Origin of the sequence: Rathayibacter sp. VKM Ac-2759, assembly GCF_009834225.1 — a bacterium.
Taxonomy (GTDB): Bacteria; Actinomycetota; Actinomycetes; order Actinomycetales; family Microbacteriaceae; genus Rathayibacter.
On sequence record NZ_CP047176.1, the window covers coordinates 487212 to 508984 of the forward strand.

Genomic DNA, 21773 nt, shown 5'->3' on the forward strand with positions numbered 1-21773 from the left:
GGCGAGAGAATCGACGGCATGAGGCGCTGGCTCCGCGATCACGGTCTCCTCCTGGCCAACCTGCTGTTGTTCGTCGTGTTCTTCCTGGGCATGGTCGTGAACGGTTTCCAGGTCTACAACGATGAGAATGCCGCGCACGGCTCGCCGCCCGGTGCCCTCTCCGAGTACCTGACATCGGGCGACTTCGTGGAGGCGACGTTCGAGAACTGGGAGAGCGAGTTCCTCCAGATGGGCTCCTACGTCGTCCTGACCATCTTCTTGTTCCAGCGGGGGTCGTCCGAATCGAAGTCACCCGACGGGCCGTCACCTGAGGATGAGGATCCGCGAACCGTCCCGCCGACCGCGGAGCGTCCCTGGCCCGTTCGGCGCGGTGGGTGGGTGCTGACTCTGTACGAGAACTCCCTGGCATTGTTCTTCCTCGTGCTGTTCGCGGGCTCGTTCGTGCTGCACGGGCTGGGCGGCGCGTCGGCGTACAACTCCGAGCAGATCGAGCACGGGGGAGCGACCGTGACGGCCTGGCAGTACTTCGGCACCGCTCAGTTCTGGTTCGAATCGTTCCAGAACTGGCAGAGCGAGTTCCTCGCCGTCGCCTGCATCGTCTGAGCCTCCGTGTACTTCCGGCAGCGCGGCTCGGCGGAGTCCAAGCCCGTCGCTGAACCGCACAGGGCGACGCCCGACTGAGTGCGGCCAAGTCGGTTCGGGCGACGGGCGACTCCGCCGCTTCGGCGTGGACCCTGTTCACTGACGGGTCGGCCGTCACCTCGTGCGCTGGCCCATCACTGCCAGGATCGTCACCATCGCGATGATGCCCAGGAAGACCGTTCACTCCGCGCGCGAAGCGCTTCCAGTTCCAGCAGGCGCTGCTTCGGCGGACGGCCCGAACCCCACGAGCCCGATGCTCAGGAGCGCGACTCCGAGACCGGACCGCAGCCGGAAGCGGCGCGGGCGGCGCTCGTCCGCGACGGCGCGTGCGATCGCATGCGCTTGCGCTGCGTTCCCCGGATCCGATCCCCACGCAGGCGGTGCAGCTCGACGCACCAGCTCATCGATGTCATCCATGTCGTTCCCCCTCAGTGATTGCCCTTCACTGTGGACATGTCCGGACAGCGCTCTGTCGTAATGCGAAGCCTCAGAGAGTTTCGCGAACCGAGCGCAGAGGATCAGCGAGCCGTGATTCTCGCGCGCAGCACTCGGCACTACATTGCGGGCATGACCCGTCGCACGCTCGGCAACACGTACACGGCCGTCTTCCTGATTGTGGGTGCCGCAATGACCCTCATCGGATCGCTCACCTCAGGGTCAGTGGGCGCCACTGCCGCCGTGGCCTTCGGCGCAGCCGCGGTGACGGCGGGGCTCGTGCTCATCGGCATCCGCTTGACCACGCCCGGCCGCTAACTACGCAAAGAGGCGGATCGAGCAGTCCGAGTCCGGAGCTTGCTCCGATCAACGAGACCGTCTCGGCTCGTCAGCTGGTGATCAAGCCCTCGATACGGTCGGCGGCGGCGGTGATGGTCGACACTGCGGCGAGGGTGAAGAGGCACGCGATGCCCCAGAACCAGGCGCGGCCGGGTGCTCCGGCGCTGCGTCTATCGAACGCGAGCCACCAAGCTCCTACCACCGAGACGCACGCAGCAACGACTGAGCCCAGCGCCATCCGCACGTGATCCTCCGGGCCGGGGGAGGACCACGAGGTTGTCGCGAGCACGATGAGCACCGGCACCACGATCATGCCGAGAGCACCCAGCAGCACCGAGTGGAGGTAGCTGCGCGGAGCGGTACCGCCCGTCGACATGTTGGTGGTCTGCGTTCTTACAGCGGTCATGTCACTTCTCCCATCGTCGCGGGCTTGATCCGCGTTACTTACGGTCGCGATCGACACGCGCGACGATCGCTCGCAGCGCTTCGATCTCGATACGGAGGGCGGCGGCGCCCTGAGGGGTGAGAGCCACCCAGTTCTTCGCCCGTCGCCCGTCGTACCCACGTCGCGTGGTGATGTAGCCGGCGCCGAGCAGGACTTCGAGGTGTCGCCCGAGGTTTCCGTCAGTCAGGTCGAGGGTGGTGCGTAGGAAGCGGAAATCGGCTTCGCCGGCCTCGTGAAGGATGGTCAGAATCGCGAGACGTGTTCGCTGGTGGACCGCATCGTCCAGGGACGCGAACTCGTCGTCCGCCGACCCCTCAGCGAATGGTGGCGCGGACACGTTCCGTCTCCTGCCGCAACACGCGGACACCCATCAGGGTGAGCGCGAGGCCGATGCCCGCGAGCACGGCGTCATCGACGGTCAGCGGGGTGTAGCGGTACGCGTCGATCGGGATCAGCCATCCGGAGGCAGCGTTCTGCAAGAAGCTGTAGCTCAGAAGCGGAGACGCTGCCGCCACCAGTACGCCGGCGATCCACTGAGTGCGGTTCTCGAGCCGCCAGCCGACCACGAACAAGAGGACTCCGACGAGGAAGGCCGGACCCGCGAACATCGTGATCAAGAGAGTCAGAACCGAGACCACGGTCACGATCGCCGCGACGAGCCCGATCCGCTCGCGACCCATCCCCACCCCAGCCCGCGCAGCAGCCGCCTTCAACGCGACCCACAGGGCGATGCTCGTGACGGCAGGAACCAGGTAGCCGACGAAGAACAGCGGCGACCCGGCCAGCGGTACCAGGCCAGCTGCGATGACCCCGACGCCGGAGATGACGAGCGGCAGCGATGACACCCGCCGAGCGGCGCGGACTCGTTTTTCCAAGGGGGTGCGTGTCAACGACATGCCGCTCCGATCACTCTGCGATGTAGAGCAACCTACTCTGCGATGCAGAGTTATCGCTAGGCCGTCCCGTATGGGGATCGCCAACCGGTTCAGCCGGTGGCTCTCGTTCGAGAGTCGGCCTGTGGTGAGCCATGAGGGGTCCGGAACCGAGTGCGGCGCGAGGGTGCTAGCTGCTGGCCGCTCGAAGCGTCTTCACGAGCTCCTGCAGTTCAGTCGCGTGGTCCTGCTTCCACTCGCGGATCGCAGGAGTCGCGAGCGGGTCCGTGTCCTCGGACACGGAGTCGTACCGCACCACGGCCACGTCGAGAACAGTGGCGAACACGTCGTCGTTCGGCTCCATGGAAGTGCCGGCGACACCGACCGTCGCAGTGTGATCAATGCCTACTCCGGAGAGGGCGATCGTCCACACCTGAATCGGACCATCGGGTGTCTGAGTAGCGTCATTGGTTCTCGCGTGGGAGACCTCGATGAGGACAGTGCCTACTGTGCGCTGCATGGCCCGATCGTACTCAGCTGCTCTCTGCGCAGCCGAGCGTCGCGTATGGGGATCGTCCACCGGTCGCCGGAATCAAGTTTGCGTCAGCCACTGCTCCTAGGGCTCTACGTCTCCCAGGTGAACTTGATTGCCCCCGCGTTCTGCGCCGCAGTAGCGACGATGAAAACGATCCCGGCGGTGACTAGTGCAGTGGCTACCAGCCAGAGCCAGCCGCGTGCTCGAGGCCCCGAACGCAAGCGCCACCATCCCTGCGCGCCGCAACCGAGTGCCGCGACACCCACGTACACGACACCTCCCCACCGAGCGAACTCGGTCATTTGAACGCCGAGCAGGGCCCCGCCCCACACGACCACGATCACCACCCCGGCCAAGCCGGCCGAGAGTAGCCACAGAGCAGTCGCAGCAAATTGGCGCCAGTCTTCGGGTACCGGCTCGTTCTCGGGGTGTTCTCGGTGGAACTGCTCGCGGTAGCGCTCGACCGAAGGGAGCAGGTCGCGTACTTGCTGGGGAAGATCAGCGGTGGGGAGTGCGAGGAACTTGGGGAGATCACGGGCGAGCAGGCCGGCTCCTGCTAGCAGGCGCGCGGCGCGGTCGCGCTCGAAGTCTGAAGTCTGACCATCGAGAGCGAGCCCCCATCGCCCGGCCTGGTCGGGTGCGCCGATCTCGCGGTATCTCGTGATCAGAGCGAGTCTCGTGGGCTGTTCCGACGGGAACCGCCGCACGTGAGCGCAGAGGAAGTTGAGGGCGGCTGCGCGGCGACCTTCTCTCCACAGCTCATCGGCTCGCTCGATCGCCGCCGCTCCGTCCACGCGCTCATCGTCGCACCTTCCATCAATCAGGCGAACTGCCGTTCCGTATGAGAATGGTCCAGCGGGCGTCCGGTGGGGGTCGTGGATCGGTACGGTGAAGCATGCTTCCGGTTCCGACTGAGCGCCTTCGATTCCGTCAAATGCGTGAGGAAGACTGGGACGACATGGCCGCCCTTCTCAGCGACCCGGACGTGATGCGTTACTACCCCGCTCCGAAGACGCGAGCTGAGGCGGCGGATTGGATCGCCTGGAACCTCGCCAACTACGCGACGCACGGGTACGGGCTGTGGCTCATCGAGACCCTGGACGGAGCATTCGTCGGTGACTGCGGGCTCACCTGGCAGGAAGTCAACGGAGTCCCAGCGCTTGAAGTCGGGTACCACGTTCGCGCTGCGTTTCAGGGCCGCGGGCTCGCCACCGAAGCAGCGGCCGCATCCCGGGACTTCGCTCGCGATCAACTACAGGCGGCGGCCCTGGTCGCGATCATTCACCCCGACAATCGCGCGTCCGAGCGCGTGGCACAGAAGATCGGGATGACCCGTGCAGCAGACGATCTTGGCGGGCGCATTCCCGTACGGAGAGTCCTGAGCATGCTCCTGGACTGACCGGCGGGGGTCGCCATCCGGGCGTCCGGTATGGGGGTCGCTCAACGCTCCGTTCCGACTCGTCAGCCGCCGCGCGGACCGGCACGCGCACCGGTGTCCCGTATGACCCGCCCGCTGAGAAGCCCGGTGAGGGGGCGGCTATCGGGACACGAGGAAGCCGGACCAGGACGTGCCGTCACCCACTCGCGCCGGCGTCCGCCCCGGTCGTCGGGTTCGCGCACGCGGGCGTGCGGAAGACTGGTCGGATGACAGCGCAAGCGCGAACGCCCGACCCTCGGACCCCGGCAGCGGACGCCCCCGTGCCCGCCCTGCCTCCGACCCTCGCCGATGCGCTCGTGCAGCGCTTCGCAGGGGCTCGACCGACCGCGCCGTCGGCGACGTTCGCCCTCTTCGACCGCGCGGGGGTCCTCCTCCAGCACGGCGTCGGCGAGCACAGCCTCGACGGGCGGTCGCCCGCGCTCGGGACGGTCTACCGGATCGCGTCGATGTCGAAGAGCGTCGAGGCGGCGGCGGTGCTGGTGCTGCGCGATCGCGGGCTCCTCGACCTCGACGACCTCGTGTCGGCGCACGTGCCGGAGTTCGCCGACCCGGTCTACGACGGCGCTGTCGTGCCGGTCACGCTCCGGATGCTCCTGACCAACTGCTCCGGGCTGCCGGAGGACAACGGCTGGGCCGACCACGTGATGGGGATGACGCGCGAGGAGTTCCTCGCCGTCATCGCGCGGGGCCTGACCTTCAGCGAGCGGCCGGGGAGCGGCTACCAGTACTCGAACATCGGCTTCTGGCTGCTCGGGGTCGTCGTCGAGAACCTCACCGGGCAGACGTTCGCCGAGTTCGCGACCCGCACGCTGCTCGAGCCGCTCGGGCTCGAGCGCACGCGCTACGCCGTCACCGACTACGGCCCCGACACCGAGGTCGCGCACGGGTTCAGCACCTACGACGAGGGGGCGACCTGGGTCGAGCGGCCCGTCGTCGGCTCGGGAGCGGGGGCCTGCGCGGCGAGCCTGTTCAGCACGGTCGGCGACATCGCCCGCTGGAGCGCCTGGCTCTCGAGCGCGTTCGACGCCGACTCCGAGGAGGACGCGGTGCTCAGCCGCGCCTCGCGCCGCGAGATGCAGCGGGGCGCGACGGTCATGCCGTCGATCGCCGACCGCCCCGCCGAGAGCGTCCTCGAGGGCACCGCCTACGGGATGGGCCTGGTCATCGAGCACGACGTGCGGTTCGGCGCCATCGCCCAGCACTCGAGCGGCCTGCCCGGCTGGTCGTCGAACATGCGCTGGCACATCGCGTCGGGCCTCGGTGTCGTCGTGTTCGCGAACGCCGACGGCGCGAAGCTCGCCCCCACGGCGGCCGCGCTCCTGCGGACGGCGCTCGAGGAGCTGCAGCCGCCCGCCCGCGAGATCACGCTGCTCCCGTCGACCGTCGACGCCGCCCGGGCGATCGAGGCGGCGATCGACTCCGGCGACCTCACGGAGGCGTCGGCTCTGTTCAGCCCGAACCTGCTCAGCGATGTGCCGGCCGAGGTGCGCGCCCGCCGCCTCGCCGACGTGATCGCCGAGGTGGGCGGTCTCGCGGAGGACCGCGTCCCGCTCGCCGACCGTCTGCTCTGGTGCCTGTCGGCGGCGCACGTGGCGTTCGCGGTGCCCGGTCGGGACGGCGAGCTCGAGTGCCGGATCGAGACGACTCCGACCGTTCCGGCTCTCGTGCAGCGCCTGATCGTCGTGAAGCGCGAGCCGCTGACTCCGCTCTCGCCCGTGACGAGGAGCTACCGGCCGCGTATCCGTCCCTGACGCGGCCGTCTCGGTCAGTCGCCCGTGTGCGCCGTCATCGCGATGGACACGAGGAGGCCGGGCAGGTCCGGCCCGAGACGGGCGACCGCGCGGGCCGGAGGAGCGTCGCTGAAGACGGCGGAGTACGCCTCGTTCATGCCCGCGAAGTCCTCCGGCCGCGCGAGCAGGACCGTGACCATCGTGACGTCGGCCAGCGTGGCCCCGCCCGCGAGCAGAACGGCCTCGCAGTTGAGCAGGGCCCGACGGGTCTGATCCTGGATCGACGGCCCCGCGACCGCGCCGGTCGCCGGATCGATCCCGACCGTCCCCGACACGGCGATCACCGACCCCGCCCGCACCCCCTGGCTGTACAGCGGCGAGCTCGGGGCGTTCTCGGTGCTGATGATGTGCCTGGTCATGGTCGGGAGCGTACGCCCGGTGCGCACGTCGGCGTCCCGCGGTCGGGCTCGGCAGCTGCACGGCGGGAGCGCCTACCCCGACGGCGACCCGATGCTGCGCGACGAGGCGACGCTGGTGCTGCGCCTGGGCAGCCCGCAGGGGGCAGCCCCGGTTTCGTGCAGACGATCACTCCCTACGCCGGCGTCTGGGACGAGGTGCCCAGCGCCGGCTGAGCGGCCTCCCGCCTCCCGGCGCGGCGACGACTCAGGCCGTCGATGAGCGAGAGCAGCTCCTGCATCGACTCGACCACGAGCGGAGTCGGCTCGTCCCCGGGCGACCTGCAGACGAGGGTCGGGGGAGTGGTCGCCACGACGTCGCCCTTCGCCTCGCCGTCCACCCAGACGGTCAGTAGCCGCCCCTCGTCGTTCGGGCCAGGGCTTCCGACGAGGAGCTCGCTCGCGCCGAGGAAGCCGGTGCGCGGGTCCTTCCTCGCGGTGCTGATCCACGACGGGATCCGGTAGCGGTCCGTCGTACCGGCCGGGTCGATCGCCCCCTGACCGGTGGTCTCTACCGCTGCAGTCCGCCTCACCGTGCGTCCTCTCCTTCGAAGCCTCCCGACCAGTGGACGACGTCCCCGCCCGGCCGTCACGAGGGTTGACTTCCCGGCGGGAGCCGGTCGGCATCGGTCCGGCTGTCAGCGGCTCACCGTCGACGGTCGCGCGGACGAGCAGATGACCCGGACGTGGTCGGCGGAGTTCGGGCCGCGCGGAGTCGACGTCGACACCGCGGCTCGCCTCCTGCTCCGTGTGCTCGGGGCGCGCTCACTCCGTCCACTCGAGCTCGACGCGCACGGGCTCGGCGCCGATCCGCAGGCGCCCCGTGTCCACTCCGTCGACCCGCACGGAGGCGGCACGCAGGGCCCGCACGAGCGTCCCCTCCGCCGGTGCCAGCCACTCGGTGCCGGGCACGCGCCGCACTGTCAGCGACGCTCGCCCCGGCTCCCACTCGAGCCGGTCGACGACGAGGCCGCCGCGGGCCCGCAGTCCGGTGACGGAGCCGCGAGGCCAGGAGGCGGGCACCGCGGGCAGCACTGTCAGTGCGTCGCCGGTCGACCCGAGCAGCATCGCCGCGACGAGGCCGGGCAGGCCGCCGCTCGCGTCGAGGTTGAAGATGCGCCCGGCGTCGTGCCGGGTGGTCAGCGTCGGCGACCAGTGCTCGACGGCGAGCCACTCCGCGCACACGAGCGCCGCCTCCGCATCGCCGAGTGCTGCCGCCGCCTGGCCGACCTGGACCAGGCCGAACGCCATCTCCATGCGCCCGGGCGGCGCGGTGGGCGCCTCCGCCCGCCACGCGATCTTGGCGGCGACGGTCGCGGCCGCCGCATCCCGCAGCACGGGCGCCTCGAACGCGGGGTCGGCCTCGTACCAGAGCGGGTAGAGCTGCGACGCGTGCCGGTGCGCGATCTGCTCCGCCCAGGCCGGGTCGAGCCACTCGGCGAGGGTGCCGTCGTCGGCGACGCGGTACGGAGGCAGAGCGCGCACCACCGCGGCCCAGCGCGCGTCGAGCGCGTCGTCGCCCCGCGCGCGGCCGAGCAGGGCGGTGGCCCGCGCGGCGTCGCGGAGGATCGCCACGTCGATGGTGGCGTCGGTCGCGAGCGGGACGCGGGCGCCTCCCGGAGTGTTCTCGGGGGAGTAGGAGGGGACGAGCCGCCGGACGCCGTCGACCACGACCGTGCCGGTCTCGGCGAAGCGCAGCACGCCCTCCGCGAGCTCCCACAGCCGGTCGTCGACGATCGAGCGGTCGCCCGTCGCCGAGACGACGTCGGCGGCGATCCGCAGCACCCAGCCGCCGCAGCCCGCCCAGAACAGGTGCGGGTAGGGCTCCGCGAAGTGATCGGCGCGGCCGTGGGTCGACATGCGCGAGGGGAGGAGCATCCCCTCGGCCCCGTAGACCAGGCGGGCGTTGTCGCGGTAGTCGTCGAGGTGCGGCAGCACCAGCTCGAGGAGGGAGAGCGCGAGCTCCGGGGTGCCGGTCGCGATCATCCCGGCCATCGCGCCGTTCTGCACGTTGCCGTTCAGCGTGTAGTCGGCCGACCAGGCGGGGCGCCAGGTGCCCTGCCAGACGCCCTGCAGGGTCGGCGGCAGCTCACCGGTCGACGCGATGATGTTCGCGCGGCCGCTGAGGTACGCGATCTCGACGACGCGACGGCGGGCGTCGGCGTCGCCGGAGCGCGCGGCGGCCCAGAGGTCCTCGGTGGTGGCGGCGGGCGATCCGGTGTCGGCGGTCGATCCGCCGAGGTCGAGCGTCGACGCGGCGACGAGGGCGCCGTGCGACTCCCGCTGGGTCTCGCGGAGCGACTCCCAGGTCGGGGGAGCGACGGCGGCCAGCGGGCCCGCCAGTGAGACCGCCACTCGGACGAGGCCGGGCTCGTCGGGGCCGCTCGGCACGCTCGCGCGGGTGACGCCTCCGTCGACCCGCCACTCGGCTCCGGAGTCGGCCGTCACGCTCGCGCGGACGGCGTCGGCGCCCTCGCCCGCGTCGGCGACGAGCAGCCCCCGCTCGCCGCCGGTGGCGGTCGCGGTGACCGCCTCGGAGGCGTCGGGCACGCCGGTCTCGAAGGAGGTCGCGTCGCCCGCTCCCAGGCCGAGCTCGACGACGGTGCTCGTCGGGCGGTCGCTCTCGAGGGCCAGCCAGACGGAGGCGGTGCCGCGCGGGGCGATCAGGCGCAGCGCGTGCCGCCCGCCCGAGCCGTCGGTCCACTCCACCGCGACCTCGCCGAGCAGCGGGTCGACCAGGCGTCGGGCCTCGGCGACTCCGCCGGGGGTGCGGACGGTGAGGGTCGCGCACAGGCCGAGCGGGTCGGTCCAGATCAGGCCGTCGTCGTAGCCGCTCGCGCGGGCGCCCGCGGCGAGGGCGGCGCTCGCCGTATCGGCGTCGCCCGCGAGCAGGGCGCGCCGGATCTCGTCGCGGACGCCCGCCAGGTCGGGAGCGTCGGGCCGAGCGTTCACGGGGAGGAACCAGCGCTCGTGCGCGAGGGACACGGTGATCGCATCGGCCGGGCCGTGCGCGACCGCGCCGAGGACGCCGCTGCCGACGATCACGCCCTCCTCCCAGGTCGGGGCGTCGGTGGCGGTGACGAAGGGGGTGGCGGTGCGCGACGGTGCGCAGTCGATCGAGGGGATGATCGTTCCTTCCGAGCAGGGGCCCTGATATGTTGCGAGGAACTTCAAATTACCCCTCGCGGGCCTCGAGCGCGCGGGGAGTCGAGAGCGAGGAACCGCGATGACGCGACCGATCACCCTGTTCACGGGCCAGTGGGCCGACCTCCCCTTCGAGGAGGTGGCGCGACTCGCGGGCGAGTGGGGCTACGACGGCCTCGAGATCGCCTGCTGGGGCGACCACATCGACGTCGCCCGCTGGGACGACGCGGAGTACGTGCAGAGCCGCAGGGACATCCTCGAGAAGAACGGCCTGCAGGTCTGGGCGATCTCGAACCACCTCACCGGCCAGGCCGTCTGCGACGACCCGATCGACGCGCGCCACCGCGACATCCTCAGCGACCGCGTCTGGGGCGACGGCGATCCGGAGGGCGTGCGTCAGCGCGCCGCCCAGGACCTCAAGGACACCGCGCGGTTCGCCGCGGCCCTGGGCGTCACGCAGGTCAACGGGTTCTCGGGCTCCTCGATCTGGAAGGGCGTGGCGATGTTCCCGCCCGCCTCCGACGAGTGGATCGCCGCCGGCTACCAGGACTTCGCCGACCGCTTCCACCCGATCCTCGACGTCTTCGAGGAGGTGGGCGTGCGCTTCGCCCTCGAGGTGCACCCGAGCGAGATCGCCTACGACTACTGGACCGCGAAGCGCACCCTCGAGGCGATCGGGCACCGCGCGTCGTTCGGCTTCAACTTCGACCCGTCGCACTTCGTCTGGCAGCAGCTCGACAGCGTCGCGTTCGTCCTCGACTTCGCCGACCACGTCTTCCACGTGCACGTGAAGGAGTCGATCACGAACCTCGACGGCCGCAACGGCGTGCTGGGCTCGCACCTGCCCTGGGCGAACCCGCGCCGCGGCTGGACCTTCGTCTCGACCGGGCACGGCGCCGTCCCGTGGGAGCCGGTCTTCCGGGCGCTCAACGCGATCGGCTACACCGGGCCGACGAGCGTCGAGTGGGAGGACGCGGGCATGGACCGCCTCGCCGGAGCGCCCGAGGCGCTCGCCTTCGTGCGGAAGCTCAACGCGATCACCCCGCCGGCGGACGCGTTCGACGCGGCGTTCTCGACGTCGCGCTGACGGGCGCCGCACAACTGAGGCCGAGAGCCCGGAACCGCCGAGAACCCGACGGATCCGGGCTTTCGGCCTTACTTGTGCAGACGTTCACCCTGCCGGCCCGCTGGAGCCGGTGGGTCTCGATACGCCCCTGCGGGGCTACTCGACCAGCAGGCTGCTGGTGGCCGCCCTCGGTGCTTCCCGCACATCTGCCCGCTGATCGAGTAGCCCGCGCAGCGGGTGTCTCGAGATCCCCCGTCAGAAGCGGAGGGGCAAGCAGAACGGCCGGCCCCCGCGAGGGGAGCCGGCCGTTCTGCGGTGCAGAGACCTACAGGCCCTGCGAGAGGCGGTAGTACGCCGCGTTCGAGCGGATGTCGGACTCGAAGCCGCGCAGAGTCGTCGACTCGTCGATGACGAGCAGCTCGACGCCGGCGATGCGGGCGAAGTCCTCCCACGCCTCCAGACCGATCTGCGTCGTCATCACCGTGTGGTGCGCGGCACCCGCGGTGATCCACGCCGCGGCGCTGGTGCCGAAGTCGGGGGCGGGCTGCCAGACGGCGCGGCCGACCGGGAGGTGCGGCAGCGTCTGCGGCGGCTCGACGGTGCGCACCTTGTTGGCGACCAGGCGGAAGCGCTCGCGCACGTCGCTCAGCGCGACCACGACGGCATCGCCCGCGTCGGCGGTGAAGACCAGGCGCACCGGGTCCTCGCGGCCGCCGATGCCCAGCGGGTGGATCTCGAGCGACGCGCGCTTCGACGACAGCGACGGCGACACCTCGAGCATGTGCGCGCCGAGGATGAGCTCCTCGCCGGGCGTCATGTCGTAGGTGTAGTCCTCCATCAGGCTGGTGCCGCCGGGGAGGCCGGCGCCCATGACGGCGGCGATGCGGATGAGGACGGCGGTCTTCCAGTCGCCCTCGCCGCCGAAGCCGTAGCCGTCGGCCATCAGGCGCTGCACGGCGAGGCCGGGGAGCTGGCGGAGTCCGCCGAGGTCCTCGAAGCTGTCGGTGAACGCCTCGAAGCCGCCCTCCTCCAGGAACGCGCGCAGGCCGATCTCGATCGCGGCGCCGTAGCGCAGCGACTCGTGGCGCTCGCCGCCGGGGAGCAGCTCGGGCACCACGTCGTAGCTCTCGACGTACTCGGCGACGAGAGCGTCGATCTGCTCGGCGGTCGCGGCGTCGACGCGCTCGACGAGCTCGTTGACACCCCAGGTGTTGACGCTGACGCCGAGACGGATCTCGGCCTCGGTCTTGTCGCCCTCGGTGACGGCGACGTTGCGCATGTTGTCGCCGAAGCGGGCGACCTTCATGCCCTGCGACGCCGACCAGCCGGCGGCCGCGCGTGACCAGACGCCGATCGTCGAGGTCACCTTCGGGTCGCTGGCGTGGCCGACGACCGTCTTCCGCGGCACGCTCATCCGGCTGAGGATGTAGCCGTGCTCGCGGTCGCCGTGCGCGGCCTGGTTGAGGTTCATGAAGTCGAAGTCGATGTCCTGCCACGGCAGGGCGACGTTCGCCTGGGTGTGGAAGTGCAGCAGCGGCTTCGCGAGGGCGTCGAAGCCGTGGATCCACATCTTCGAGGGGCTGAAGGTGTGCATCCACGTGATGACGCCCACGACGGAGTCGTCGGAGTTGGCGTCGATCATCGTGCGGCGGATCGCGTCGGAGCTCTTCAGCACCGGCTTCCACTCGATGGTGACCGGGATCGACGACGACTCGTTCAGCTGCGCGACGACGGCCTGCGACTGCTCGGCGACCTGGCGGAGGGTGTCCTCGCCGTAGAGGTCCTGGCTGCCGGTGAGGAACCAGACGGTGCGGGTGGTGAGGTCGGGAATGATGCTCGTCATGCGAGGGCTCCGGTGGGGTTCTGTCCGTAGACGTTCTGGTAGCGGTCGAACAGGGCGTCGATCGACTCCTGCGGGATGGGGACGAGCTCGCCGCCCTGGCGCGCGAGGTGCACGGTGCGGGCGACGTCCTCGGCCATGACGGCCGCCTTCACGGCGTCCTTCGCGTCCTTGCCGATGGTGAAGACTCCGTGGTTCTGCATCAGGACCGCGCGCGAGCGGTGCCCGGTCAGCGTCGCGACGATGCCGCGGCCGATCGAGTCGTCGCCGATGATCGCGAACGGGCCGATGGGGATCCCGCCGCCGAACTCGTCGGCCATCGCGGTGATGACGCAGGGGATCGCCTCAGCGCGGGCCGCCCAGGCGGTCGCGTAGGTGGAGTGCGTGTGCACCACTCCGCCGACCTCGGGCATCTGCCGGTAGACGTAGGCGTGGGCCGCGGTGTCGCTCGAGGGCCCGCGCTCGCTGCCGAGGCTGCCGGGCACGACGACGCCGTCGAGGTCGCAGAGGATCATGTTCTCGGGGGCGAGATCGTCGTACGAGACGCCGCTCGGCTTGATCACGAACAGGTCGGCTCCGGGCACGCGGCCCGAGATGTTGCCGCCCGTCCAGATGACGAGGCCGTAGCGGACCAGCTCGGCGTGCAGGCGGGCGACGTCCTCGCGGACGCGGCTGATCGCCTCCTCGACGGCGGGATCGAAAGCGGAACTCATGCGGTGTCTCCTTGCGTGGTGAGGGTGTCGACGGCCGTCTGCTCGACGGCGAGTCCGGCGCGGTAGCGCTCGAGGTAGGCGGTGAAGCCCGCGACGTCGGAGGCGTCGGGCGCGACGGTCTCGAACTCCCCGTCGCCGAAGACCGTCCCGGTCAGGTACGCGTCGAGGGTCACGCCGTCGGTCAGGCGGTAGGCGGCGAGCACCGCCATGCCCCACGGGCCGCCCTCGGAGGCGGTCGCGGCGACCGAGACGGGTGCGTCGAGCGCTCCGGCGAGGAAGCGCTGCGCGACTCCGGCGGTGCGGAACATGCCGCCGTGCGCGAACATCTCGTCGATCCGCACGCCCTCGCCGGCGAGCACGCGCATGCCGAGCGCGAGAGTGCCGAACACGCCGTAGAGCTGGGCGCGCATGAAGTTGGCGAGCGTGAGGCGCGAGTCGGGGGTGCGGACGACGAGCGGACGGCCCTCGACGAGACCCGCGATCGGCTCGCCGGCGAGGTGGTTGTAGGCCAGCAGTCCGCCCGCGTCGGCCTCGCCCTCGAGCGCCTCGGCGAAGAGGGTGCCGTAGACGGCGTCGCTGTCGGAGGGTCCGCCCGACGCGGCGGCGAACCGCGAGAAGAGGCTCACCCAGGTCGCGAGCTCGCTCGCGCCGTTGTTGCAGTGCACCATCGCGACGAGATCGCCGGCCGGAGTCGCGACGAGGTCGAGCTCGTGGTGGACGCTCTCGAGGGGGCGCTCGAGCACGACCATCGCGAAGATGCTCGTGCCGGCGCTGACGTTGCCGGTGCGCGGGGCGACCGAGTTGGTCGCGACCATGCCGGTGCCGGCGTCGCCCTCGGGCGGGCAGAACGGGGCGCCGGGCTGCAGCGCGCCGGTGGGGTCGAGCAGCAGAGCGCCCTCGGCGGTGAGCTCGCCCGCGGCGGCGCCGGCGGGGAGCACGGCGGGCAGCAGGTCGCGCAGCGGAGGCAGGGTGCCGGCGACGCGGGCGTCGTAGCGCTCGAGCACGGTCTCGTCGTAGTCGCGGGTCGCGGGGTCGGTCGGGACCATGCCCGACGCGTCGCCGACTCCGAGGACCTTCTCGCCCGTCAGCTGCCAGTGCACGTAGCCGGCCAGGGTGGTGAGGAAGTCGATCCTCTCGACGTGCGGCTCCGAGTCGAGGACCGCCTGGTGCAGGTGCGCGAGCGACCAGCGGAGGGGGATGTTCGCTCCGAACAGCTCGGTCAGCTCGGCCGATGCGGGGCCGGTGCTGGTGTTGCGCCAGGTGCGGAACGGCACGAGCAGCTCGCCCGCCGCGTCGAACGCGAGGTAGCCGTGCATCATCGCCGAGACGCCGAGGGCGCCGACGGAGGTGAGGGTCGCGCCGTGACGCTCCTGTGCGTCGGCGACGAGGTCGGCGTACGCGGCCTGCAGGCCCGCGTGCACGGCGTCGAGCGAGTAGGTCCAGCGCCGGTCGACGAACTGGTTCTCCCACTCGTGGCTGCCGACCGCGAGCACGATAGAGGGATCGGCGGCATCGACGAGACACGCCTTGATCCGGGTGGAGCCGAGCTCGATGCCGAGGGCTGTCGCGCCACTCGAGATCGCCTCGGCGGGGGCGGGCCGTCGCTGGTCCATGGTGCTCCTCGCTCGGGCGATGTGACCGTTCACAAAGCCCCGGGTCAGCCTAGGCGAAAGGCCTCGGGGTCGGCAATGAGCGGGGTGCGGCGAGGAGCGTCTCCCTACGGGCCTGCTGGTCGAGTAGCCGCCGCAGGCGGCGTATCGAGACCCGCCGTCGCCCGAGGATCGGCCGTGTGAGCCGGCCTTCTGATGCTGGTGGGTCTCGATACGCCCCTTCGGGGCTACTCGACCAGCAGGCCGGCGCCCGCCCCTCCGTCTTCAGTGCGCGGCGGTCGACGCCCGCTCGACCAGAACGGGCGGTACGGGCCGGTCGACGGTGACCGTCTCGCCCCGCAGCTCGGCCAGCACCACGCCGATCGTGCGGCGGCCGACCTCGGCGAAGTCCTGGCGGATGGTCGTCAGCGGCGGCTGGTAGTGCGCCGCCTCCGGCACGTCGTCGAAGCCGACGACGCTGAGATCCTCGGGCACACGTACCCCGCGGTCGGCGCACGCGTGCAGCAGGCCGAGCGCCATCTGGTCGTTCCCGGCGACGACGGCGGTCAGGCCGGGGACCTCGTCGAGGAGGCGGAGACCGGCGCGGTAGCCCGACTCGGCGCTCCAGTCGCCGGCGATCACGGCGGCCGGGGCGAGACCGGCCTCGCTCATCCGCTCGGTGAAGCCGTCGAGCCGGGCGTGCGCCTCGACCCAGTGCTGCGGGCCGGCGATGTGCGCGATGCGGGTGTGGCCCTGCGCGAGCAGGTGCTCGGTGGCGAGGCGGGCGCCCGCCGCCTGGTCCACCAGGAGGCGCGGGTCGGCGCCGCGGCCCATCGCCCCGAGCGCGACGAACGGCACGCCGATCGCGAGGCTGTCGATGGCCTCGAGCGCCCGCTCCTGCGGCGCGAGCACCACGATCGCCTCGACCGACTCGCGCTGGAGGTGCGCGAGGCCGTCGGCCAGCGACTCCGCATCGGGCGCGGCGTTGACGACCGGCACCCGGTAGCCGGCGTCGCGGGCGGCCTGCTCGATCGCGGCCATCGCGGTCGCGGTGCCGTAGAAGCTGTGGCTCTCGGCCGCGAGGATGCCGATGAGCCCGGAGCGGCTCGTCGCGAGCGCCCGGGCGGCGGCGCTGGGGCGGAACCCGAGCTCGTCGATCGCCGCGAGCACGCGCTCCCGAGTGCGCGGGCGCAGCTGCGGGCTGTCATTGAGCACGCGCGAGACGGTCTGGTACGAGACGCCCGCCCGGACCGCGACATCGCGGATGGTCGGCTGTCTCGGCATGGGGTCACCGTAGCGGGGTGCCGCGCGCTCTAGGGTCCGCCGAGCCAGTGGTCGATGCGGTGGTGGTCGGGGGTGAAGCCGTGGTCGACTCCCCAGAGCACGGCCTGGGTGCGGCTCTCGGCGCCGATCTTGCCGTAGACGCTGCGGATGTAGGACTTCACGGTGTTGGGGCTGAGGTAGGTGAGCGCCGCCACCTCGGCGTTGCTCTTGCCCTGCGTGATCAGCGCGAGGATCTCGGACTCGCGGTCGGTGATCCCCTCGTGCCGCCCGGGCCAGTCGAGCCCGGGCGCCGCGCCCGCGCGCCGGGGCGGGTCGCTGACCTCGATCGAGCCCGCGCCGACGCGCTCCAGCGCCGCCACCAGCTCGCGGGCCGGCAGGGTCTTCGACAGGTAGCCGTGCACACCCTGCTCGAGGGCATCGGCGATCAGGGCGGGCTGGAAGTTCCAGGTGTAGACGACGACGTGGCGGGCGCGCTCGTTGCGCACCAGCTCGGCGAGCTCGTGGTGGTCCGACTCCGGCTGGGCGAACGAGTCGTAGAGCACGATGTCGATCGTGTCCGAGAGGCCGGCGTTCGCGTCGATCTCGGCGATGAGGATGCGGTCGCGGTAGTGGTCGAACATGTGCGCGAGACCCGTGAGGACGACGTCGTAGTCGTCGACCAGCGCCACGGTGAGGGGCGTGGGTCGGGGCATGCTCGGACGCTACCCCAGACGGCGCGACGGGAGCTACACCCCCAGGGGTGTACCAGCGCTGCCCCCGGGGTGGTTCCGTAGTCATCGGCCCCGCAACCGCCGGGCCGCGAACTGCAGGCCAGCCCTGCGCTACAGGAAGGTGACCACCGTGATCGGTCTCATCATCAGTCTCATCGTCGTCGGCCTCATCGCCGGGGCGCTCGCCCGTCTGATCGTCCCCGGACGCCAGAACATCAGCATCCTCATGACGATCGTGCTGGGCATCATCGGCTCGTTCGTCGGCGGCTTCCTCGGCTTCCTGCTGTTCCAGCGCGACGCCACGGACGGCTTCCTCCAGCCCGCCGGCATCATCGGCTCCGTCATCGGCGCGATCATCGTGCTGCTGATCTACACCCGCTTCGCGGGCCGCTCGACGTCGCGCCGCTGATCGCATCGACGCACGCCAGGCAGGCACCGGTGGGGGTGCCTGCCTGCCAGCCCGCTGGTCGAGTAGCCCCGCAGGGGCGTATCGAGACCCACCTGCGTCAACAGATCGGCCTTCTGGCCTCGCCTGCTGATGCTGGTGGATCTCGATACGCCCGCTTCGCGGGCTACTCGATCAGCAGGCGGGCGGGCGGGCAGGCAGGCAGGCAGGCAGGCAGGCGGGCAGGCGGGTGGGCGGCAGGCAGGCAGCTGGCAGGCAGGCAGGCGGCAGGCGGGCGGCACGTGGCGGGTGGGCGGCACAGGGCGGGCGTCAGCCCGCCGGCCCTGGCACGCCGCAGGTCCCGTCAGCCCGGCAGGCGCGGGGTGCGCGACGGCTCGACGCGGCGGCGGCCGGTCGCCTCGAAGGCGGCCGCGATCGCCAGCAGGCGCGAGTCGTCGTACGCCGCCCCCGCGAAGGTCAGCCCCACCGGCATCCCGATGTCGGCCGCGATGCCCATCGGCACCGTGACCGTCGGGATGCCGAGGTGCCGGATCGCCAGGTTGCCGTTCGCCACCCACACGCCGTTCCGCCAGCCCGCGTCGGCCGACGCCTCGTCCACGTCCATGTCGGCCGCGCCCACGTCCGCCACCGCCGGGAACACCACGGCGTCGAGCCCGAGCCGCACCATCCACTCCTCGAGGTCGAGGCGCCGCGTCTCCTCCAGCCCCCGCAGCCCCGCGGCCAGCTCCGGGATGTCGGCGACGCCCGAGACCGGATGCCGCCGCACCTGCTCCGGGTAGTCGGCGATGTCGTCCTCGAACCCCGTGTACCGGTCGGGCAGCGCCCCCTCCGGAGCGGGGAAGATGCGCGCCCCGTCGACGTCGGCGAGCGTCCGCAGCGCCGGGTCGCCGTTCGCCGCGAGGAAGTCGTCCCACGCCCACGCCGACAGGTCGACGATCTCGCGGCGGAGGAACTCGGCGCTCACGAGTCCGCGCGTCGCGATCGTCGGCGCCCCGGGCCGGTCGCCCTCGTAGTTCGACACCGCGGGGAAGTCGACCTCGACGACGACCGCGCCGGCCGCCTCGAGGTCGCGGCGGGCCGACTCCCAGAGCGCGAGCACCGACTCCCGCGGCGTGATCGCGCGGCCGGTCGGACCGCCGATGCCCGGGTCCGCCGCGGTCCCCGCCTCCGGATCGGTGCCGAGGTACATCCGCGGCACCCCGAGCCGCACGCCGCTCAGAGTCCTTCCGGCGAGGGCCCGGTACGACGCGGGCCGCACCTCCGACGCCCGCGGCAGCCGGATCCACGGCTGCACGCGCCAGAAGTCGCCCCGGCTCTCGGGGTCGTCGGCGACGAGCACCTCGAGCACGGCCAGCAGATCGGCCATCGAGCGCGTGTGCGGCACGACGACGTCCATCGTCGGCACCAGCGGCCAGTTGCCGCGCACCGAGATCACCCCGCGCGAGGGCGTGTAGGCGCAGAGGCCGCTGTTCGAGGCGGGGCCGCGTCCGCTCGACCAGGTCTCCTCGCCGAGGCCGAACGCGGCGAAGCTCGCCGCCGTCGCGGTCCCCGATCCGTTCGACGAGCCGGAAGCGAACGGCGCGGCCAGGAAGTCGGCGTTGTAGGGGCTCTCGGCGCGGCCGTAGAGTCCGCGCTGCATGCCGCCGTTGGCCATCGGAGGCATGTTCGTCAGCCCGAGGCAGATCGCGCCGGCCGCGCGCAGCCGCTCGATGCTGAACGCGTCGCGCTGGGCGACGAGGTCGGCGAACGCGGGGCTGCCCCCCGCGGCGGTGAGGCCCTCGACGAGGTAGCTGTCCTTCGCGGTGTACGGGATGCCGTCGAGCGGGCCCCTCGTGCTGCCCGCCGCGCGGCGGGCGTCGGAGGCGGCGGCCTCCTCGAGCGCGCGGGGATTGCGGACCACGACGGAGTTGAGCGCGGTGGCGGTGCCGGGGGTGTCGTAGGCGTCGATCCGCGCGAGGGAGGCGGTGACCAGCTCGACCGCGGTCGTCGCTCCGCTCGACAGCGCCTGGGCCAGATCGTCGATCGACGCCTCGACGACGTCGATCATGCGCTCACGCTCGGCTGCTGCTGGGTGATGCAGTGCACGCCTCCGCCGCGCGCGAAGATCGGCCGCGCGTCGACTCCGACGACCCGACGACCGGGGTAGGCCTCGGCCAGGATCTCCTGCGCCACCGCGTCGGCGCGCGGCTCGCCGAACGAGCAGGCGATCACCCCGCCGTTGACGACCAGGTGGTTGAGGTAGCTCCAGTCGACGAAGCCCTCCGCGTCGCGGAGCGTCTCGGGCGCCGGGACGTCGATGATCTCGAAGGCGCGCCCCGCGGCGTCGGTCTGCGTCTCGAGCAGGGCGCGGATGTCGCGCATCACCGCGTGGTCGGGGTGCGCCGGATCGTCCTGCCGGTGCAGGAGGAGGCGGCCGGGCGAGGGGATCGTCGCGACGATGTCGACGTGGCCGTTCGTGCCGAAGTCGTCGTAGTCGCGGGTGAGCCCGCGGGGGAGCCAGACCGCGTGCGTCGCGCCGATCGTGCGCTCGAGCTCGGCCTCGACCCGGGCGCGGTCGAGGTAGGGGTTCCGGCGCGGGTCGAGCTGCACCGTCTCGGTGACGAGCACGGTGCCCTCGCCGTCGACGTGGATGCCGCCGCCCTCGTTGACCATCGTCGAGCTGACGAGCTCGCTGCCGGCGGCCGAGCTCGCGAACCGCGCGATCTCGGCCGACTTGCGCCACTCGGACCAGCCCGGGTCGCCCCAGCCGTTGAAGGTCCAGTCGACGGCGCCGAGCACGCCGGGCCGCTCGTCGTCGACGACGAAGGTCGGGCCGGAGTCGCGCATCCAGAACTCGTCGATCGGGGCCTCCAGCAGCTCGATGCCGGTGCCGAGCATCCGGCGCGCCCGCGCGGTCTCGCTCAGGTCGACGACCATCGCGACCGGCTCGAACTCGGCCACGGCGAGGGCGACGGCGCTCCAGGCGGCGTAGCACTCCTCGCGCTCGGTGGCGGTCTCGCCGAGGGAGGGGCCGGCGACCGGGAAGGCCATCCACGTGCGGTCGTGCGGAGCGGTCTCCGCGGGCATGCGCCAGGTCATGGGGCACCGTCCTGCTCGGGTCGTGTCGGGGGAGGTGCGCCGATTATCCCGCGCGGGGCGCGGTGCGTGCCTGCTGATCGAGCCCGCAGCCCGCGCATCGGGCCGATCGAGATCCACCATCGTCCGAAGATGTGGTCGGATGGCTGATCTTCTGGAGTCGGTGGGTCTCGATACGCCCCTGCGGGGCTGCCCGACCAGCATGCTGGCGGCGCGACATCAGCTGAGAAGGGGTCGCCTCCCCTGTCGGGCGAGGCCCCGCCTTCTCAGCTGATGTTGTGCCTGCCTGCTGATCGAGTCTCTGCGGGGCTACTCGACCAGCGGGCTGGCGGCCGGCCGGCCGCTGCTACTCGGCGGGCACCGCGCGGTAGGGCGCCAGCACCGTGCGCGCCGACTCGAGGAGGACGCGCGCCAGCACGTCGCGGTCGGCCGAGCGGAGCGAGGGGTCCATGCCGGCGATCATGAGGCCGCCGCCCGCGACCGCGAGCGCGATGCGCGCCTCCTCGGCCGGATCGGCCCCGATGAGGTGCCGGTTGATGCCCGCGGTCGCCTCGACGAAGGCCGGATCGCGCCAGAGCAGCTGCACGACCGCCGGGTCGCGCTGGATGGCGGCCGCGAACTCGCGGTGCTCGACCGCGAGCCGGACCAGGCCCTCGAGGGTGACGTCGAAGGCGCGGGCCGGAGGGGCCGCGTCGGCCTCGCGCACGAGCTCGGCCATCCGCGTGAAGGCGGGCTCGACGACCGCGAGGACGATCTCGTCCTTCGACGCGAACTGGTGGTAGACGGCCGCCTTGGTGACCCCGAGCTCGTCGGCGATGGTCTGCAGCGAGGTGCCGTTGACTCCGCGCTCACCGAAGAGGCGGAGCGCGGTCTGCAGGAGGCGGGCGCGTGATTCGCCGCGCTTGCCGACCGGTCGAGCCATCGCTCCTCCTCGTTCGCTGACGATCCTAGGCGGCCGTTGTCGAAAGCTAGCCGATCGGCTAGTTTTGCGGCAGATCACGGTTCACCGGAGGACGCGGGCGACGCTCTCGACCCTCCGACCCCCGTCCCCAGGA

Annotated in this window: 21 protein-coding genes and 1 pseudogene; 6 read left to right on the plus strand and 16 right to left on the minus strand. The window is 71.7% G+C overall.

The window, feature by feature from the left end; all coding sequences use genetic code 11:
- Nucleotides 1–18 precede the first annotated feature (18 nt).
- Nucleotides 19–681: pseudogene (locus tag GSU68_RS02225) on the plus strand (DUF6766 family protein).
- A gap of 528 nt (nucleotides 682–1209) precedes the next feature.
- Nucleotides 1210–1395, plus strand: coding sequence for a hypothetical protein (locus tag GSU68_RS02230; RefSeq protein ID WP_159905493.1), 186 nt, complete (start codon nucleotides 1210–1212; stop codon nucleotides 1393–1395).
- Between the two features lie 70 nt (nucleotides 1396–1465).
- On the opposite strand, the gene GSU68_RS02235 is transcribed toward GSU68_RS02230, so the two are convergent.
- The 5 genes from GSU68_RS02235 to GSU68_RS02255 all read right to left on the minus strand — a co-directional run bounded on the left by GSU68_RS02235 (nucleotide 1466) and on the right by GSU68_RS02255 (nucleotide 4062).
- The gene (locus tag GSU68_RS02235) at nucleotides 1466–1822 is read right to left on the minus strand and encodes a hypothetical protein (RefSeq protein WP_159905494.1); all 357 of its coding nucleotides are present in this window, start codon (nucleotides 1820–1822) and stop codon (nucleotides 1466–1468) included.
- Between the two features lie 34 nt (nucleotides 1823–1856).
- Nucleotides 1857–2198, minus strand: coding sequence for a transcriptional regulator (locus GSU68_RS02240; RefSeq protein ID WP_159905495.1), 342 nt, complete (start codon nucleotides 2196–2198; stop codon nucleotides 1857–1859).
- Nucleotides 2176–2757, minus strand: a complete 582-nt coding sequence (locus tag GSU68_RS02245) for a hypothetical protein (RefSeq protein ID WP_159905496.1) — start codon at nucleotides 2755–2757, stop codon at nucleotides 2176–2178. Before GSU68_RS02245 ends, GSU68_RS02240 begins: the two co-directional genes overlap by 23 nt.
- Before the next feature lie 166 nt (nucleotides 2758–2923).
- Nucleotides 2924–3253 (minus strand): hypothetical protein, encoded by a 330-nt coding sequence (locus GSU68_RS02250; protein WP_159905497.1) that lies wholly within the window; start codon nucleotides 3251–3253, stop codon nucleotides 2924–2926.
- A gap of 104 nt (nucleotides 3254–3357) precedes the next feature.
- Nucleotides 3358–4062: a hypothetical protein gene (locus tag GSU68_RS02255; protein ID WP_159905498.1), complete on the minus strand. Its 705-nt coding sequence runs from the start codon at nucleotides 4060–4062 to the stop codon at nucleotides 3358–3360.
- A gap of 101 nt (nucleotides 4063–4163) precedes the next feature.
- Between GSU68_RS02255 and GSU68_RS02260 the strand changes: the two genes are divergently transcribed.
- Together GSU68_RS02260 and GSU68_RS02265 are read left to right on the plus strand one after the other, a co-directional pair.
- Nucleotides 4164–4667 carry a GNAT family N-acetyltransferase gene (locus tag GSU68_RS02260; RefSeq protein WP_159905499.1) on the plus strand — a complete coding sequence of 168 codons (504 nt, stop codon included), beginning with the start codon at nucleotides 4164–4166 and terminating at the stop codon, nucleotides 4665–4667.
- Between the two features lie 245 nt (nucleotides 4668–4912).
- Nucleotides 4913–6457, plus strand: coding sequence for a serine hydrolase domain-containing protein (locus tag GSU68_RS02265; RefSeq protein WP_159905500.1), 1545 nt, complete (start codon nucleotides 4913–4915; stop codon nucleotides 6455–6457).
- A gap of 14 nt (nucleotides 6458–6471) precedes the next feature.
- On the opposite strand, the gene GSU68_RS02270 is transcribed toward GSU68_RS02265, so the two are convergent.
- The 3 genes from GSU68_RS02270 to GSU68_RS02280 form a co-directional block, all read right to left on the minus strand.
- The gene (locus GSU68_RS02270) at nucleotides 6472–6855 is read right to left on the minus strand and encodes a Rid family hydrolase (RefSeq protein ID WP_159905501.1); all 384 of its coding nucleotides are present in this window, start codon (nucleotides 6853–6855) and stop codon (nucleotides 6472–6474) included.
- A gap of 173 nt (nucleotides 6856–7028) precedes the next feature.
- On the minus strand, nucleotides 7029–7424 hold the full coding sequence (locus GSU68_RS02275; protein WP_159905502.1) for a hypothetical protein: 396 nt from the start codon (nucleotides 7422–7424) through the stop codon (nucleotides 7029–7031).
- A gap of 232 nt (nucleotides 7425–7656) precedes the next feature.
- Nucleotides 7657–10065, minus strand: coding sequence for a glycoside hydrolase family 95-like protein (locus GSU68_RS02280; RefSeq protein ID WP_159905503.1), 2409 nt, complete (start codon nucleotides 10063–10065; stop codon nucleotides 7657–7659).
- A gap of 52 nt (nucleotides 10066–10117) precedes the next feature.
- Here GSU68_RS02280 and GSU68_RS02285 point away from each other — a divergent pair, with 52 nt between their 5' ends.
- Nucleotides 10118–11122 carry a sugar phosphate isomerase/epimerase family protein gene (locus GSU68_RS02285; RefSeq protein WP_159905504.1) on the plus strand — a complete coding sequence of 335 codons (1005 nt, stop codon included), beginning with the start codon at nucleotides 10118–10120 and terminating at the stop codon, nucleotides 11120–11122.
- A 304-nt stretch (nucleotides 11123–11426) separates the two neighbouring features.
- Here the strand turns inward: GSU68_RS02285 and araA are convergent, their stop codons facing one another.
- The 5 genes from araA to GSU68_RS02310 all read right to left on the minus strand — a co-directional run bounded on the left by araA (nucleotide 11427) and on the right by GSU68_RS02310 (nucleotide 17219).
- The gene (gene araA, locus GSU68_RS02290) at nucleotides 11427–12944 is read right to left on the minus strand and encodes an L-arabinose isomerase (RefSeq protein WP_159905505.1); all 1518 of its coding nucleotides are present in this window, start codon (nucleotides 12942–12944) and stop codon (nucleotides 11427–11429) included.
- A complete protein-coding gene (locus tag GSU68_RS02295) occupies nucleotides 12941–13654 on the minus strand; it encodes an L-ribulose-5-phosphate 4-epimerase (RefSeq protein ID WP_159905506.1) in 714 nt (237 codons plus the stop codon). Before GSU68_RS02295 ends, araA begins: the two co-directional genes overlap by 4 nt.
- Nucleotides 13651–15267, minus strand: coding sequence for an FGGY-family carbohydrate kinase (locus GSU68_RS02300; RefSeq protein WP_159905507.1), 1617 nt, complete (start codon nucleotides 15265–15267; stop codon nucleotides 13651–13653). The genes GSU68_RS02295 and GSU68_RS02300 overlap by 4 nt, the downstream gene beginning before the upstream one ends.
- 261 nt (nucleotides 15268–15528) lie before the next feature.
- Nucleotides 15529–16527 (minus strand): LacI family DNA-binding transcriptional regulator, encoded by a 999-nt coding sequence (locus tag GSU68_RS02305; protein WP_159905508.1) that lies wholly within the window; start codon nucleotides 16525–16527, stop codon nucleotides 15529–15531.
- A 29-nt stretch (nucleotides 16528–16556) separates the two neighbouring features.
- Complete coding sequence (locus GSU68_RS02310; RefSeq protein ID WP_159905509.1) at nucleotides 16557–17219, minus strand: response regulator transcription factor; 663 nt, start codon at nucleotides 17217–17219, stop codon at nucleotides 16557–16559.
- 148 nt (nucleotides 17220–17367) lie between these two features.
- Here GSU68_RS02310 and GSU68_RS02315 point away from each other — a divergent pair, with 148 nt between their 5' ends.
- Nucleotides 17368–17646, plus strand: a complete 279-nt coding sequence (locus tag GSU68_RS02315; protein ID WP_159905510.1) for a GlsB/YeaQ/YmgE family stress response membrane protein — start codon at nucleotides 17368–17370, stop codon at nucleotides 17644–17646.
- 340 nt (nucleotides 17647–17986) lie between these two features.
- On the opposite strand, the gene GSU68_RS02320 is transcribed toward GSU68_RS02315, so the two are convergent.
- The 3 genes from GSU68_RS02320 to GSU68_RS02330 form a co-directional block, all read right to left on the minus strand.
- Nucleotides 17987–19690, minus strand: a complete 1704-nt coding sequence (locus tag GSU68_RS02320; protein ID WP_159905511.1) for an amidase — start codon at nucleotides 19688–19690, stop codon at nucleotides 17987–17989.
- The gene (locus GSU68_RS02325; protein ID WP_159905512.1) at nucleotides 19687–20721 is read right to left on the minus strand and encodes an agmatine deiminase family protein; all 1035 of its coding nucleotides are present in this window, start codon (nucleotides 20719–20721) and stop codon (nucleotides 19687–19689) included. Before GSU68_RS02325 ends, GSU68_RS02320 begins: the two co-directional genes overlap by 4 nt.
- Before the next feature lie 343 nt (nucleotides 20722–21064).
- A complete protein-coding gene (locus GSU68_RS02330) occupies nucleotides 21065–21640 on the minus strand; it encodes a TetR/AcrR family transcriptional regulator (RefSeq protein ID WP_159905513.1) in 576 nt (191 codons plus the stop codon).
- Between the last annotated feature and the right edge of the window lie 133 nt (nucleotides 21641–21773).